At 67.0% G+C, this 16484-nt stretch carries 7 protein-coding genes; 2 read left to right on the forward strand and 5 right to left on the reverse strand.

What is annotated here, in order from left to right; genetic code table 11:
- Positions 1-3: 3 nt before the first annotated feature.
- From V6Z91_RS21745 to V6Z91_RS21765, 5 genes are all read right to left on the reverse strand, one after another.
- Positions 4-1485 carry an MFS transporter gene (locus V6Z91_RS21745; RefSeq protein WP_338761072.1) on the reverse strand — a complete coding sequence of 494 codons (1482 nt, stop codon included), beginning with the start codon at positions 1483-1485 and terminating at the stop codon, positions 4-6.
- Between the two features lie 19 nt (positions 1486-1504).
- Positions 1505-2413 (reverse strand): LysR family transcriptional regulator, encoded by a 909-nt coding sequence (locus tag V6Z91_RS21750; protein WP_338761073.1) that lies wholly within the window; start codon positions 2411-2413, stop codon positions 1505-1507.
- 147 nt (positions 2414-2560) lie between these two features.
- A complete protein-coding gene (locus tag V6Z91_RS21755; protein WP_338761076.1) occupies positions 2561-7999 on the reverse strand; it encodes a CHAT domain-containing protein in 5439 nt (1812 codons plus the stop codon).
- Positions 8000-8449: 450 nt separating this feature from the next.
- Positions 8450-9475: an IS110 family transposase gene (locus V6Z91_RS21760; protein ID WP_338760468.1), complete on the reverse strand. Its 1026-nt coding sequence runs from the start codon at positions 9473-9475 to the stop codon at positions 8450-8452.
- 201 nt (positions 9476-9676) lie between these two features.
- Positions 9677-12649: a TonB-dependent receptor gene (locus V6Z91_RS21765; protein ID WP_338761079.1), complete on the reverse strand. Its 2973-nt coding sequence runs from the start codon at positions 12647-12649 to the stop codon at positions 9677-9679.
- A gap of 250 nt (positions 12650-12899) precedes the next feature.
- On the opposite strand from V6Z91_RS21765, the gene V6Z91_RS21770 reads away from it, so the two are divergent.
- Entirely contained in the window at positions 12900-15335 is a 2436-nt protein-coding gene (locus tag V6Z91_RS21770; protein WP_338761081.1) for a glycoside hydrolase family 2 TIM barrel-domain containing protein, read from the forward strand.
- Positions 15336-15804: 469 nt separating this feature from the next.
- On the forward strand, positions 15805-16443 hold the full coding sequence (locus tag V6Z91_RS21775; protein WP_338761083.1) for a hypothetical protein: 639 nt from the start codon (positions 15805-15807) through the stop codon (positions 16441-16443).
- Positions 16444-16484: the final 41 nt, after the last annotated feature.

Here is a 16484-nt window from a genome sequence, read left to right on the forward strand (position 1 = left end):
GCTTCAGTGCGCGGCTGCGAGCCGCCCGCCGGTGGCCGGCATCACCTTCGCCAGCCACATCGTGCCGAGGAAGGCGGCGGCCAGCAGGCCGAGGAGCAGCGGCAGCGCATACAGGTAGGCATCCGCGTAGCGCAAGGCCGCATCGCCCCCGCCGCCGGCCACGCCGAAGAACACGAGGCCCGTCAACGCCACGCCCACGGCGCCGGCGACCTGCTGCACGGCCGTGAACAGGCCCGCCGCCACGCCCGCGTCGGCGATCGGCACGTCCTGCAGGGTCGCGTTCGACAGTTGCGGGCCGCACAGGCCCATGCCGAGTCCCATGCCGAACTGCGCCGCCAGCAACGGCGCGTAATGCAACTGGCCGCCGTGCACGGACCACGCGGCCAGCGCGAGACCCGCGCACGAGACGCCGATCCCGATCATCATCACGCGCACGCCCAGCCGGCGGAACAGCCAGGGGCCGAGCAGCACGATGCCGCCCATCGCGCCCGCGGCGATCGGCGCGCACGCGTAGGCCATCTCGCTGGCGGAGAGGCCCAGCCCCGTCTGCAGCACGAAGGTCATGGCCAGCAGGTGGCCCGGCAGGATCGGGTTGATGCACAGGGTGCACAGCAGGCCCAGCGCCACCTTGCGGCGTTTCAGCAGGGCGGGGTCGACCAGGGCGTTGCCGTGCTTCGCCTGGCGCCAGCGCAGGTAGCGCACCGTGGCCCACGCCAGCGGCACGGCGGCCGCCAGCAGCACCATCAGGCCGGCCGGCCAGCCGCGCGTGGGCCCCTCGATCAGCGGTGCCAGCAGGGCGAACAGCACGAGCACCGACAGCGCCGCGCCGCCCGTGTCCACGCGCGTGGCGTTCACGCCGCGGCCGCGCGGCAGCAGCAGCCAGCCGGCGGCAAGGCTGAACAGGCCGATGGGCAGGTTGATCAGGAACGTCAGGCGCCAGCCCAGGCCGAACCAGTTTGCGTCGATCAGCAAGCCGCCGACGATCGGGCCCAGCGCGGCCGAGAAGCCGCCCAGGAAGCCGAACACCGTATAGACCTTGTAGCGCTGCTCCGGCGGATACATCACCTGCACCAGTGCCATCACCTGCGGCACCATCAGCGCCGCGCTGGCTCCTTGCAGCAGGCGCGCGACCTGCAGGGCGAGGGCATCGGGCGCCAGGCCGCAGGCCAGCGACGTGAGCGTGAAGAGGGCGATCCCGGCCAGGAACATGCGCCGGTAGCCGAGGCTGTCGCCGAGCCGGCCGCCGGCGATGAGCAGCACGGCGAAGGCCATCGCGTAGCCGGCGATGATCCATTCCAGCGCGGCCTTGCTGGCGCCCATGCCCGATTCGATCGAGGGGATCGCCACGTTGATGATCGTGGTGTCCAGCAGGTCCATCACGAAGGCGAGGGCCACGGCCACCAGGGCAAGCAGGCGGCGGCGGGGGGTAAATGCGGCGGCGGCGGCGAAGGCGCTACCCTCCGTGCGCATGACGGTATCGTTCATTGCTTCTTCCAGGAGAGGATCAGACGGTGGCGGCCACGCTCACGATGCGCTCGCGCAGCCAGCGGATCGCCGGGTCGTTGTTGCGGTGCTTGTGCCACTGCAGCATCTGCACGAGCCGAGGGATGCGCGGCGGCGGCTCCCACACGCGCACGGGCAGCGTTTGCATCGCCTGCTGCGCGATGCGCCGGTGCACGGTGGCGATACGGTCGGTGCCGATGACGAGCGAGGGCAGTGCGGTCAGCGTGGGCGCCGTCACTTCCACGCGGCGCTTCACGTCGAAGCTTTCCATGAACCAGCCGTCGAAGGAGGACAGCGGATTGCCGCTGCTAAAGGCCGCCGTCACGTGGCCGCAGGCCAGGTAATCGTCGAAGGTCAGGCGATCGCGCACGCGGCTGTTTCCCTCCCATGTCACGCACAGGTAGTCGTCCTCGAACAGGGCGGCCGACGGATGTTCCTTCGACAGGTATTGCGAAGGAATCACGAGAAAGTCGGCATCGCCCCGTTCCAGCAGGTCGGCCGGCTTGTCGTGCTGGTCGCGCAGGTGCAGGCGCAGGCCGGGCGCTTCCGCGTGCAGCGCGGCCAGCAGCGGCGGCACCAGCACCGCCGTGGTGTAGTCCGATACCAGCAGCACCACGTCGCGCGACTCGCTGGCCGGGTCGAAGCGCGGCTGCGTGGCGATCGTGGTGTCGATGCGCATCAGCACTTCGCGCACCGGTTCCACCAGCTCGCGGGCGCGCGGCGTGAGCGTCATCTGCCGGCCGGACGCCACCAGCAGGTCGTCGTTGAAGTAGGCCCGCAGCCGCGCCAGCGCGCTGCTCGTGGCGGACTGGCTGAGAAACACTTTTTCGGCGGCATGCGTGATATTGCGTTCGGTGAGCAGGGCATTCAGGATCACCAGCAGGTTCAGGTCGAGCTTATTGAAACGCATCAGATCTCCGGCGCGAAGCGGTTGACCCGGCGGACAGGCCGCGGGAAAGCTTTATCATAATCCGAATTCTAATTATGTGCCAACCCCTTGTAGCGGCCGGCCGCCGGGCGCCGGGCCGCGCGCCGTACCCGGTGCCGGACATTCCCGTCAGGTGCGCTCGGCCACGGTCGTGGCAAAGCCATCCAGCAGTTCCAGCACGCGCTGCGACGCCTGCCGTTCCTCGTCCTGCCCGGCGCCCAGCACGGCCAGGTAGGCCTCGAGCAGGGCGCGCGCGTCGTCCGCCACGTGGGTCCAGTAGCGCTTGGTGCGAATGCGCCGGTACAAGTCCTTCATCGACTCGGCGATGTCGGCGGCGTGGGCGGCGAGGTCGCGCTGCAATACGGCCTTGAGGATATCCTGCTCGGACTGGGCCACGATCGACCAGAACTTCGGGTCGGCATTGGCGGCCAGGTCGATCTCGCGCGCCAGCTCGGCCAGGTCGCGCATCAGTTGCGCCGTCGGGCGGCCGGGCGGCGGAACCGTGCCGGCCGCCTCGGCCAGCAGGCCGGCGCGCACTTCGCAGGCCAGCCGGGCGCGCATCGGATAGTACTTGTGCAGGTTTTCCAGCGGCGGGCACAGCACGGCGCGCTCGAAATGCTGGCGCGCCAGCTCCAGGCTGGCCGCCGCGGCCGGGTCGCCGGCGCGGTGCTGGAGCATGCTCACGCGCCGGTATGCATTGCCGAGCAGGCTGAGGCGGGGCAGGGTGGGCGGCAATTCCTTGACGAGCTTGCCGAGGTTGCCGATCGCTTCCTGCAGTTCCTCGAGCGTCGCGCCCGGCAGGCTGGCCTGTTCGGCCAGCATTTCGACCGCGTTCAGCGAGGAGCGCCCGTCCGGGGCGTTGATGGCGCGGTGCAGCCATTTCAGGGCTTCCTGCCGGTCCGGCAGCGCGGCCCAGGCAGCGCCGAATTCCTGGGCCACGTCGCCGCGCGCGGTCCAGCCTTCCGGTTCGAAGTTCTTTTCCAGCCAGGCCAGCCGCTCGCGGTTGCGCCGGGTATCCTCGTGCGGCGAGTACAGCGCCTCCGTGGCAATGGCTTGCAGCACCAGGTTCAGCGTCATGGGCGACGCCACCCCCGCGTATTCCTCCTGGGGCGGGGGGTAACGGCTGCCGCTGGCCGCTTTCCAGCTCCAGTCCGGATCGCCGTAGCACTGGTAGGCGGCCCAGGTATTGCCGGTGCGGTCGAGCTCCCAGGCCGCCAGGCGCGCGGTGCCGACCGCGTCGATGAAGCGCTGGCCGGAGAACAGCTCTTCGTAGAACGTGGTCGCGAACAGTTCGGCGGCCCTGTCCTCGATGGCCCAGCCGGCCGCGATCACGCAGCGCACGCCGATGTCGATCAGGGCGCCGGCGATGCCCGCGGCGAACGCGGCGCGGTCATACGGCGGTTTCAGGCTGCCCTGGGCGAGGTGGCAGCAATTCAGGAACACCAGCTCCGGCGTCACGCGCATCGCCATGATCTCGTTCACGCCCAGGTAGGTTGCCTTGCCCGACAGGACCACGCCGCCATACTCCTTGTCCCCGTCGTCCGCGCAGGCCGGGCCGGTGCCGTGGCCGGCGATGTGCACGATGCGGTAATTGCGCGCGAACAGCTGGTTGATCACGCGGCGCGCGTTCGCCTGCGGCTCCAGGTTCGTGACCCGGTCGGCGTGGATGCCGAAGGCCGTGCGGGCGGTGGCGGCGATGGCGGCGGCCTCGCGCTGCGCGCCGGCCAGGCGGCCGTAGGCCGGGTCGGCCAGCGGTTCGCCGATGATCAGCATATTGTCCTCGGTGCCCGCGTCCACCACCTGCTCGCGATAGGCGGACACGCGCAGCTTGCGGATCACCTTGCAGCGGATCGCCCAGGGCGCCATGTCGTCGCGCCGCACGCCCGGCTGTTCGGGGTCCGTGTCGAGCAGTTCCCAGGGCAGGGTGGACGTGGTGGCGTCGAGCTCCATCAGCATGCTGGCCGAGCCGGCCAGGTAGGGCTCGATCTCCACCGGGATCAGGAGGTTGAACAGGGTGCGGCCGATCTGGCCGTCCGAGCGCGCGGAATTGGACGCGCCTTCGACGAGGTCGCGCACCAGCGCGCCCTGGGCCTGCTGAGCGCGTACCTCGGTGCGGGCGCGCCGCGTGTCGAGGCTGTAGGCGATCAGCGGCATGCGCGCCGTGCCGCCGTCCATGTGGGTGGCGCTGATGAAGTCGTAGGCGGCGCCCCGGTAGCTGCTCTCCAGCGGCCGGCGCAGGCTGCCGTCGCCCTGCTGCAGGTAACCCTCCACCACGAGACGCTCCGGCGTGGCCTCGGCCTGCAGCCGCAGCACGCGCCAGGCGTCGGTGGCGCGGTCCAGGTATACCTCGACGATCGTGAGCGACTCGACGACCGGCCAGCCGACCTCGCGCAGGCGCACGTTGGCGTCGGTAATGCCCTGCGCCAGCGCCAGCGCGGCGGCGCCGACCGAGACGCCGGAGCCGCCGCTGCCGGCCAGCGCGGCCGCCAGCTCGAAACGTGCCGGCGGCGCGCCGGTTTCCGTCAGCCGCTCGGCGAAGGCCAGCACGCCGATGCGGATCGTGTAGGCCAGTCGTTGGGCCGTGAGCTTGCCCTCCTCGCCGAGGCCGACAATAATCGCGGCGCGGGGCCTGGGGATCATGCGCTGCTTGCGCCGCCCGCCATGGTGCTGGCGGCCATTCTCGAAGATCTGGAAACTGCCCAGCCGGTCCGGGTAGACGCCGGCGCGCAGGGCCTTGGCCATGCGGCCGCCCACCAGCGTATCGACCACCGCCTCGGTGCCGGACAGCGTCATCGACTGGTAGTGCCCCAGCAGCAGGGGTGCTTTCACGAAGCGCAGGTCGCCGTGGTGGACGCGGATCGTGAGCCGCCCATCGTCCCCGGCCGCCTCGTCGCCGGCCGGCGCCGTCATCGGCACCACGCCATCCGGCGCGGCGCGGTCCGGCTCGGGGCCGAGGCGGCTGCCGTGCGACAGCGGCCGGCGCTGCGCGCGCGCCGCCTGCGCGGGGCCGCCCCGGCTGGCGCCGCCGAGGGCGGGCAGGCGCTCCGTGGTGCCCGTGGCCAGCAGGTCGGCCAGCGCGTCGAAATGCCGGGTGGTGCGCGGCAGCGCGTCGTGCGCCACCGGCATGCGCCAGGCCGGCACGCCGTGCAGCAGGGCGCTGTCGAGCGTGACGTGCCGGTCGCCGCTGTCGACCGTGATCAGGTCCACGCCCGTGCACTTGCCGTGTTCCATGCCGGCCACCGTGCCGGGCGCGTGGCCGGCCACGGTTACGAGCTTGTCCGCATCGCGCAGCAATCCCGGCAAGGCGTGTTCCAGTTCCCGCCAGAAGGCGGCGGCCTGCCGGAGGCACGGCGCGTCCGGGATCGCCCAGCCGCCCTGCGGGTCGTGCCAGCCGTTGGCGCCCAGCGCGCGCTCCTCGGCTTCGGCCGCGGCGCGCCAGCCCGCCACCTCGCGCAAGGGCGAATGGGGATCGGCCAGGCCGGCCTGCAGTTGCAGGAAGCCCGGCATGGCGGCCAGCGTGTCGCGCACCACGCGGTCCTGGAACAACGGCCCCGGCGCGTTGAACAGCCGGCCGAAGGTCTCGTCGCCGCACAGCATGCGCAGCGGCAGCCAGCTGCCGCCGTGCGGCACGCCGAGCAGCACGATGCGCGCGGCCGGCGCCTCGGCAACGTGGCGCCAGGCGGCCGGGTGGCGCGCCTGCACGGCGCGCACCAGCAGGCCGCCCATGCCGTGGGCGACGATGCGGATCGGCTGCTCGGGATGCTGGCGCGCCGCCGCCAGCCGCGCGATCGCCGCCGCCAGCGCGTCCGCCTGGACGGCGATGTCCAGCCGCCAGTCGTACGCAAATGCCGTCACGTTGTGCGTGGCGGCCAGGTGCCGGCACAGGTCCTCGTAATGGCCGGGCACGAGGCCGACCGGCTTCAGCACGGGATGGAGGGAGGGCGACAGCTCGCCGAAGCGGGCCAGCGAGTGGCCCGCCAGCCACAGCACGTCGCCGTCCGGCGTCGCGAGCATCGAGCCGAACAGGTCGGGCACCACGATCACGTGCGGATGGCCCGGTTCGCTGCGCGGCACGGCGGCTTCCGGCACGGCGCGGGTGCCGCTGGAATCGAGCCCGGCGCGCGATTGCGCGCCGATGGCCTTCCAGTCATCGCCCGGCTCGCCGCGCAGCGCGGCGTGCAGCGGCGCCACCAGGTCGGGGCGGGCGAAATAGCTGAAGTGGGTGGCTTGCGGGCCCGTGAACAGGCGGAACTTCGGCGCGCGTGGGCCGGCCGCGCGCGGCACGCCGCCATACATCGAGCGGGTCTGCACCACCATGTCGTTGTCGGTCCAGAAGAAGGCGTCGGCCACCAGCGTCTTCAGCCACGACACCACGCCGTCGCCCTCGGCATCGCCGGCCACCACGTACAGTTCGCTGTCCACGCCATCCAGCGGCGCGTTCAGCCAGCGCACCAGGGCGCTGTCCGGCATCATCGCCTGCAGGCCCGGCATCGCGCTGGCGCTGGTGCGCTGGCGCGCCACGGCCGCCATCAGGTCGACGAATTCGGTGGTCGCGTTCACGCCGGCCAGACCGAGCAGCCACTGGAACACGGAGAGGAACGCGTCGAGGCGGCGCGAGGCCAGCAGGGTGCCGCGCGCCGGGCAGGCGCAGCGCACCACGCGCTGCACGGTAATGGTCTTGGTGCGCAGCCGGCTTCTCAGCTCCTCCAGCTCGCGCCGCGCGGCGGGCGCATCCGCGAACAGCCGCTCCAGCACCGCATCGGCTTCCAGCCGGGACGCACGCAGCAGCACGTCCGCCACCAGGCCGGCGCGCGAATGCGTGACGAGGTGCAGCACGGCGCCGTGCGGCAGGCTGTCGACCAGGGCGATGGCGTTGCCGATCGGGCTTTTCAGGATGGTCGGATGGTCGAACGCGAAGGCGCGGTTCGGGTAGTCCGCCAGCAGCGCCTCCAGCGGCGCGGCATTGCGCAGCCACAGCCTGCCGAAGGTGCGGGCGGTATCGACGAAGGTGCCGTGCATGAATACGAGCAGCGGGCCCGGATCGGCGCGCTCGTCCCATCCGCCGACGCGGTGCTCGGGCCCGAATTGCGCGGGAAGCCCGTCCGCGTCGACGCGATACAGGCCTTCGGTGACCTGTCCGTCGATGGCGGCGGCGATCGCCTCGGCCGTTTCTTCGTCTTTTTCCGGCACGCGGACCACCCCGAACCATTCGAGCAGCGCGGCGGCGGGGCCCGGGCGGCCATCCCGCCGGGCCACGCCGGCCGTCCATGGCAGCTGCCCGGTGACCGCGACGGCACTTCCCGCGCCCCGGGTGGCGGCTCCGTCGGCGCCGAGCAGGTCGCGCGCGTGCTCGGGATGCAGCAGCAGCAGCGGGCCGTCCGCGATCTGCAGCGCCACGATATCCTTGCCCGGCTCGACGTCGACGGTGGCGCTGGCCGCCGCCGCGGCGCGCTGCGTGTGCACGCCGAAGGCGCAGCGCAGCTCCAGCTTGCGCTCGCCCGCCAGCGACTGCGCGCCAGCGCCGTCCAGCGCCGTGCCGAATACGCGGAAAGTGATGGGTTCTGCCATGAGTGTCTCCGATGGATCTTGTTTGCAATCCATCTTACGTCGGGGGGACGGGGCGGTGGGAGTCGGAGCGGGGAATTCGTTGCTAAGGTGCTACTGGGAGAATCGTTGGCGGAGAGGCGTTGGTGTCGCACACCGGCTCGCCGGTGTGCGACACCGTACATGGACGCCCCCGGTATGCCAAGCTTTCTTTTCGTGATGGTTTGTAGGTAAAGATTGCACCCGTACATTCGGACTTTGATGTGGCTGATGCCACTGTCCCTGATGGGATTTGCTGGTCGACGCCCCCTCGGTTTAACGCACTCAAGGTGCTTGGTGTCGCGCGGGCTAAGCCGACCACGGTCTTACCTGGTTTGCCATCACTTCTTGATCGCTTGTGCAATCGGTGGAATGTACTGCTCCGCTTCCAAAAAACTGTCCGCTACCCTCCGCGAAGGCCCTCAACCGAGCCGATTACGCGGCAGCGTAATCGGCTCGGAACTCTCTGTCATGAGCCAATAGGGCCCAGACAGTCCTTGCATTCTTGTTGGCCAATGCTACTGCCGCAACGTTCTTGTGCCGTCGCCCAAGCAGTGAGTGAAGCCAGCCGCTCTTGCTTGGATCCTTTTTGACTGCATGCTGGATCACCGCTCGGGCTCCATGAATGAGCAAAGTACGCAGGTACGTATCGCCCCTTTTGCTGATGCCCAGAAGATTCGTGCGACCGCCTGTCGAATGCTGCTTGGGTACTAGGCCGATCCACGCTGCGAGTTGCCTGCCATTGGCGAAGTTCCTCGCGTTACCGATCGCCGCGACCAAAGCGCTGGCTGTGATCGGTCCTATGCCGGGTATCTTCTCCAACCGTTTGGACATCGGGTTCGAGCGGTGCCATTTCAGAATTTCCAGCTCGAATTCGTTGACTCTTCTATCCAGCACCTTCAAGTGATCGAGAAGTTCCAGAATGGTCTGGCGAAAAATGCCGGGCAACTCATCCTTCGCTTCGTCGAGCAGTGCCGGTACTCGCTCCCTGAGCACGGCCAAACCCTTCGGGACAACGAGGCCAAACTCCGCCAGCAGGCCGCGAATCTGGTTGGCCTGAGCAGTACGCTGCTTGACGAACCCACTACGCGCCGTGTGAACAGCAATAATCGCCTGCTGCTCAATAGTCTTGATCGGCACAAAGCGCATGTTTGGCCTTTGCACTGCCTCGCAGATTGCCTCGGCATCGGCTGCATCGTGCTTGTTGGTCTTCACGTATGGCTTGACGAACTGCGGAGCTATCAGCTTGACCGTGTGGCCCAGGCTCTGCAACTGCCGTGCCCAGTAATGCGCGCTGCCACACGCCTCCATCCCAATTAGACACGGCGGCATGTTAGAGAAAAACCTCATCACCTTGCCACGCCGGAGCTGGCATCGCATCTCGACCTTGCCGCTCGCATTAACGCCATGGAATTGGAAAACTTCCTTTGCCAGATCCATACTGCATGTCGTAATCTTCATGGTGACGCCCCTCTCTGGTTAAGTGAAACTTCGACAGCTCCACTTTGGCACATCGATGCCGTCTCAGGGTGGGGGCGTCCATCCCATTGGTTTTCGGATGAGGCACAGGAGAACCGGTCGGTCCGCCGCAGCGGTCGCACACCATTTCCGGAAGATGCGCCCGGAAATGATGTCCGACACCAACGACACGCGCGCCGCCGGTCAGAACTTGTAATTCGCCCCCAGCACGAACGTGCGCCCCGAATGCACATACAGCAGCGTATCGTTGCGGACCGTATCGCGCCCGTAGCGCAGCGCCTCGTCCGTCAGGTTCTGGCCTTCGATCGACAGCCGCAGGTTCGGCGTCACGTTGTACGACAGCGAAAAGTCGATGTTCGTCATGCCGTTCACGCGCGTATAGTCGTGGCCGTTGATGTCGCCCAGCACGGCCTGGATGTAGCTGGACCGGTGCGCCGCCGACACGCGGGCACTGAATTTCGGATCATCGTAGTACAGCGTGATATTGTGCGCGCGCGGCGACAGGCCCGTGAAGTCGGCCGTATCGCCGATGAACTCGTTTGCCGGCGTGGCCGGGTTATCGGGCCGCACGATGTAGTTGATCTTCGATTTGACGCGGGTGTAGTTGGCTAGCAGGCCGAAGTTCTTGCCGATGCCCGGCAGGAAGTTGAACGGCGCCTGCAGATTGAATTCCAGTCCGTTCAGCGGGCCACCCGGCGTGTTGAACTTGCGGTTCACCACCACCTCGGTGCCCGGCTGCACATTGCAGGCCGGCAGGCCACCCGTGATCGAGCAACCGGCGTCGGTCAGCAGCTCGTTCGGCAAGCCCAGCGACGAGTACACCTCGCGCTGCTGCACGTTCTGGATGAAGGACTTGATCTCCTTGCGGAAGAAGCCCAGCGAGATCATGGCATTCTTGTCGTAGTACCACTCGGCCTGCAAGTCGTACGTGCGGGCGCGGATCGGGTCCAGGTTGGCATTGCCGACGGTGACGGTCTGGAACTGGTGGTTCACGCTGGCCGACGGGCGCAGGTCGCCGTACTCCGGGCGCGCCAGCGTCTTGCCGGCCGAGAAGCGCAGGAACACATCCTTCGGCAGCTGCGCGGTCAGGTTCAGCGCGGGCAGCCAGTCGCGGTACTTTTTCGTGAACGTGATCGGTTGCAGCTGGCCGGCGATACGTTGCAGGGTCATCGACGTGGCTTGCGTGTCCACGCCGCGCACGCCGGCATTGCCGCGCCAGCCGATGCCCCACAAGTCGTAGTTGAAGTCCACCATGCCGTACAGCGCATCGATCTTTTCCTCGATGCGCGTCACGCCCGGCGTGGACAGATTGAATTCCGAGCCCGGCACGGCGGCGCAGTGGCATTCGATATTGTGCACGGCCAGCAGCTTGTTCAGGTCGACCGCCGCCCACGAGGTGGGCACGCCCGTGCCGCCCAGGCCGCGGCCGAAGCCGTCGATGTGGCGCGAGATGTCGTTCATCGTCGTGCCGGCGGGCAGGTTCAGGCCGCCGTCCGAACCGTTGCCCACTTCGTACAGGCCCCAGGTGTTCTTGCGGTGCGACAGGCCGGTGCGCAAGGTGAGATGGTCGTTCGCTTCCCACGCCAGGTTCGCGGCCGTGGTCTTGAGCTTGTTATCCGATTGCAGGTAGCGGCCGAAGAACTGGCCGTGCCAGGTGCCGTTCGGCTCCGTGCGCGCAAAGGTAAAGCTGGCCGGGTTGGCCACGTCGATGCCGTAGGTGAGCGTGGGCACGTTGCGGTTCTGGCGGAAGTCGAAGGCAAAGCCGTTCACGTTCGGCGCGTCGAACATGACGGTGGCGCGCATCGGATTGTCCAGGTTCGTGTTCGACATGCCGTGCAGGACATCGACCTTGAGCGTGTCGCTGATGCGGTGGCTGGCCGACAGCACGTTCTGGCGGAACTTCGTTTCATACACGTCCATCAGGCCCTCGGTGCGGATATCCACGCCGTTGAAGCGGCCGTAGGTCCAGCTGCCCTTGTCGTCGAATTCCGCTTCCAGGATCGACGTTTGCGGCTTGCCGTTTGCCGCCGCCAGGCTGCGGCCGAACGAAATGGCGCCGACGTAGTTGTCGTAGCGGATATTGCTGAATTTACCGTACATCAGGTCCAGGTTCACGTCCGTGCCGGGCGCCGGGCGCCACTGGAAGGAGCTGGTGATGCCGGTGCGCTCGTAGTCGGTCTGCGAGCGGCGGTAGCGGGGAATGCGCGGGGCAAAGGCGCCCGAGCCGGCCGCCGGGGTGGCGACGGTGCCGCCGAAATTGTCCGTGCGGGAGAGCACCTCGCCGTATGCGGCCGGGTTGCTGGTGCGCGGTACGCCAAAGCCGCAATTGGCCGCATCCACGCCCTTCACCGCGTCGTTGCCCGGCACCTGGGGCGACACGCCCGGCGGCGAGCAGAAGCCGCCGTCGAAGCTGGCCGGGTACAGGTCCACGGCTTCATAGCCTTCCTCGGTGGCGCGGCGTTTCGAGTACGCCGCCGAGACGAGGGCGCCGAACTTGCCGTAGGCCGTGTCCCACCGGTCCGAGATCAGGCCCGTGAAGCGGGGCTGGGTCTTGCGCGCCACCGAGTTCCAGGATTCCTGCATGCCGAAGCTGATGGTGCGGCCCTTGAAGTCGAAGGGCCGGCCGGTGCGCAGGTCGACGGTCGCGCCCAGCGAACCTTCCTCGATGGCCGCCTCGGACGTCTTGCGCACTTCAAGGCTGTTGAACAGTTCCGACGCGAACACGGAAAAGTCGAAGCCGCGGCCGCGGTTCGAATTGCCGTTGATGTCCGACGCGCCCGTCATCGACATGCCTTCGATGCCGTTGATGCGCACCCTGGTAAAACCGGCGTTCAGGCCACGCACGGTGATCTGGCGGCCTTCGCCGCCTTCACCGCGCGCCAGCGACACGCCCGGCACGCGCTGCAGCGATTCGGCCAGGTTCGCGTCCGGGAACTTGGCGATATCCTCGGCCTTGATCACGTCCAGGATGCCGTCGGAACTCTTCTTGGCGTTCAGGGCGCTGTCCAGGCTGGCGCGGAAGCCGGTCACGGTCACCACGGCGGCCGGTTCGGTGGCCGGCGCCTGCTGGGCCGACGCGGAAGACGCGAGCGCGGCCGCGGCCAGCGCCAGCGCGGTCAGCCGGATTTCTCCGGTCTTGTGGATCGATGTATTCATGCCTCTCCTTGTAGTTGTAGTGCTCGCCGGGGGTATTCGTCATGTCGGGAGCAGGGGCATGGTAAGAAAGGTGAGCGCCCGTGACTTATCAGGCAGGCAAATAATCACCGTCTTGAGAAGCTGGGTGCGCCCGGCGCCACGCTATGCCAAGTCGATATTGATCGCGCGCGAAATGGAATACCTGTGCGCGCCGTCGCTCTGCTACGATTCGAAAATTTTGACTCTTTCATAAGGACTTGCCGGGATGCCCATGCTGCCGAATCTTCGCCTCACCCCGCTGGCACTGACCATCGCGCTGCTGGCCGGCCATGCCGCCGCCGAACAGCGCAGCCTCTCGCAGGGCTGGCTGTTCGAACGCGGCGCGGTGCAGGGCGCGGAACAGCCGGCCTTCGACGATGCACGCTGGCGCAAGGTCACGGTGCCGCACGATTATTCGATCATGGACAAGCCCGATGGCTCGCCGCCCTTCGACGCGAAGGCAGTGGGCGGCCAGGACTCCGGCTATCTGCCGGGCGGCCAGGGCTGGTACCGCAAGCACTTCGTGCTGGACGCGGCGGATGCTTCGCGCGTGCTGCGCCTGAACTTCGAAGCCGTCTACATGGATGCCGACATCTGGTTCAACGGCGAGCACGTGGGCAGGCATCGCTACGGCTACACCGCGTTCACGCTGGACCTGACGGGCAAGGCCAAAGCGGGCGACAACGTGATCGTCGTGCGGGTGAACCACGTCGACCCCTCGTCGCGCTGGTATGCCGGCTCGGGCCTGATCCGCCCGGTGATGCTGGACCTGCTGGACCCGGTGCACGTGGCGCCCGACAGCGTCTTTGCCAGCACGCGCTTCGCATCGGCCGAGCGGGGCGAAGTCGACGTGCGCGCGGCGGTTGTGAACCGGTCGCTGTCCGCCGCGAAAGTCGAGGTGACCTCGCAACTCGTGGCAGGGGATGGCACGGTGGCTGCACGGGAGCGGCTGTCCGTGACGATCCCGGCACGCGGCAAGGCCGATATCGATCACCGCCTGACGGTCGCCCGGCCGAAACTGTGGTCGCCCGACGCGCCGAACCTGTACACGCTGGTACAGGAAGTGCGTGTCGGCGGCGTGCTGAAGGACACGCGGCGCACCCGTCTCGGCATTCGCACCGTCACGGTCGATGCCGAAAACGGCCTGCGCATCAACGGCAAGAAGTTCGTGCTGAAGGGCGGGAACATCCATCACGACAATTACATGCTGGGCGCGGCCGGCGCACCGGATGCGGACCGCCGCAAGGTGGAGCTGATGAAGGATGCGGGCTACAACGCCATCCGCAGCAGCCACAACCCGGCCAGCCAGGCGACGCTGGACGCGGCCGATGAGCTGGGCGTGCTCGTCATCGATGAAGCCTTCGACATGTGGCGCAAGTCCAAGCGCGATGCCGACTACTCGCGCTTTTTCGAAGAGAACTGGAAGCAGGATATCGACAGCCTCGTCATCAGCGGCCGCAACCACCCCAGCGTGATCTTCTGGAGCGTGGGGAACGAGATCCCGGAGCAGGCGTCCGCTGAAGGCGTTCGGACGACTCGCGAGCTGGCGGCGCGCATCCGCCTGCTGGACACGACCCGGCCCGTGACGCAGGGTGTGAACGTCGACAGCCCCGACAATGCTCCAATCTTCGCCGAGCTCGACGTGGCCGGCTACAACTACCGTGCCCACCTGTTCGGCAGCGATCACGCCACGCACCCCAAGCGGGTGATGTACACGTCCGAGTCGACATCGAAAGACGCGTTCCGCTATTGGGAACCGGTGGAGACGATGCCCTGGGTGATCGGCGATTTCGTGTGGACGGCCGTCGACTACATCGGCGAGACCGGCATCGGCTGGATGGGTTATTCGAAGGACTGGAAGCAGCTGGGCCAGTATCCCTGGCACCTCGCCTACTGCGGCGAGATCGATGCGACGGGCCGCAAGCGCCCGGCCGCCTACTACCGGCAGGTGCTGTGGAAGAGCGGCATCGACCCGGTGGCGGCCTTCGTGGAACAGCCGGCCGGCACGGAAGACTTGCCGGACCGCGAGTACTTCAAGGAGCACCCGGAGCTGGACTGGTCGCTGCACGACCTGCACCCGAGCTGGACGTGGAAGGGGCAGGAGGGCAAGCCGCTGAAGGTATCCGTGTATTCGGAGCATCCGGAAGTGGAACTCTTCCTGAACGGGCGCAGCCTGGGGCGGCGGCCGGTCGGGCGGCAGACGGAGTACAAGGCTTTGTATTCGGTGCCGTACGAGGCGGGGCGGCTGGTCGCCGTCGGCTACCGCGATGGCAAGGCGACGGACCGCTGGGAGCTGCGCACCGCCGGCGCGCCCGCTTCGGTGAAGCTGTCGGCCGACCGGCGGCAGGTGCGGGCGAATGGCGAGGACCTCGTGTACGTGACGGCGGAACTGGTCGATGCCGATGGGGTGCCCGTGTATTCTCGCGATGGCGACCGGAAGTTTCGCGTGTCCGTGAAGGGGGCGGGTACGCTGGCCGGGGTGGGGAATGGCAATCCGATGGATGCTTCCAGCTTGCAGTCGGGGGAGCGGAGTACGTTCCATGGGCGGCTCGTTGCGGTCGTGCGGGCGGGTGTGGAGGCAGGCCCGATCGAGGTGGAGTTTGCCGGCGAGGGGATGGTGACGCAACAGATGTGGGTCAATGCAACCCACCACGGCGACGCGAGATGAATAAACTTCTTCTACCGTCGTCAGGAACGCACGGGCAAGCGCCGTAAGAGGAGAGCGTGTAGATGAAGAATGGCTCCCGCCCCTATAAGCCCAATGATGCGAGCATGGCCGTCGTGTATGTACAGAATAACATGGCCAATTAATCACATTCGATAGAGCTAGAGATAAACCTTGCAGAAGAAAGGTATTGCTAGCGGGATCGCAACTATATATTCTAGCTATTGGGGTCGACTGTTGTTGAGGCGCGCGTCAGCGGTCACTAGCTATCGTTTTGCAATCAAACTCCCTGCTCTTCGTGCACTCTTCTTTACGACAATTTAAAAAACATTGGTTGACCAGTGAGCGCGTTGCGCTTAGTCTTGGTTGTTGAGCATGACATACCAATGGTGAGTCCAGCCACTGCGCATTGCGTTTGTTTGCGGCCGGTTGCCATCGATCCTTTTCACTTCTAACCATGGATATTGCCTCCATGAGTGAAAATCATTCCGAGCCGGGTAGCGAGCAGGGCGCGGGCGGGCAGGACGCTGCCGACGGTTACGACCCCGCGGTGATCAGGGGCGCCGAAGGGGGCGGTGCAGCAGCCACAGCGCCGCAGACCTCAGCGCCGCAGAGTGCCGTACCCCAAGGTACCAGGCCGCAAGGCGTGGCATCGAAGTTTGCCGATGCTTTGCTCTATGGCGTGCTTGGCGACATAATTATTGACATCATCAAGCCGGAAAGTGGATGGGATGTCTATGTCCAAAAAGTGGGTGAAATACTGAGCAGTGTCCCTTTTCTCCAACTGGCTACCCATCGCGGATTGAACCCGGAGGAGCCTGCCGCCGCTCAGGAATACGGTAACTGGATTCACTCCTCGGTCGTTTTGCTCGCCTCCGCACACCTGAACCGCTCAGCGCTGAAGGAAATTGCTGACCGCCTGGATTCAACAATGGAGGAGGTCGCGGAATTGATCGCCCGATTCCTTCTGGACGAGACACGATTCCGGAAAGACGCCGATTACGACTTTCTCGATTCGTTTATTGAGGCGTACCTCTTCGCCCAGGTACTGGACCGAACGTTGCCGCCGAGGGAGGCTAATCGTATAAGGGCGCTGAGGCGCAAAATCTGATCGATTGCGAGGTCAGTTGGCACGATAGTGACGTCTATCCG

Origin of the sequence: Massilia sp. METH4, assembly GCF_037094685.1 — a bacterium.
Taxonomy (GTDB): Bacteria; Pseudomonadota; Gammaproteobacteria; order Burkholderiales; family Burkholderiaceae_D; genus Rugamonas.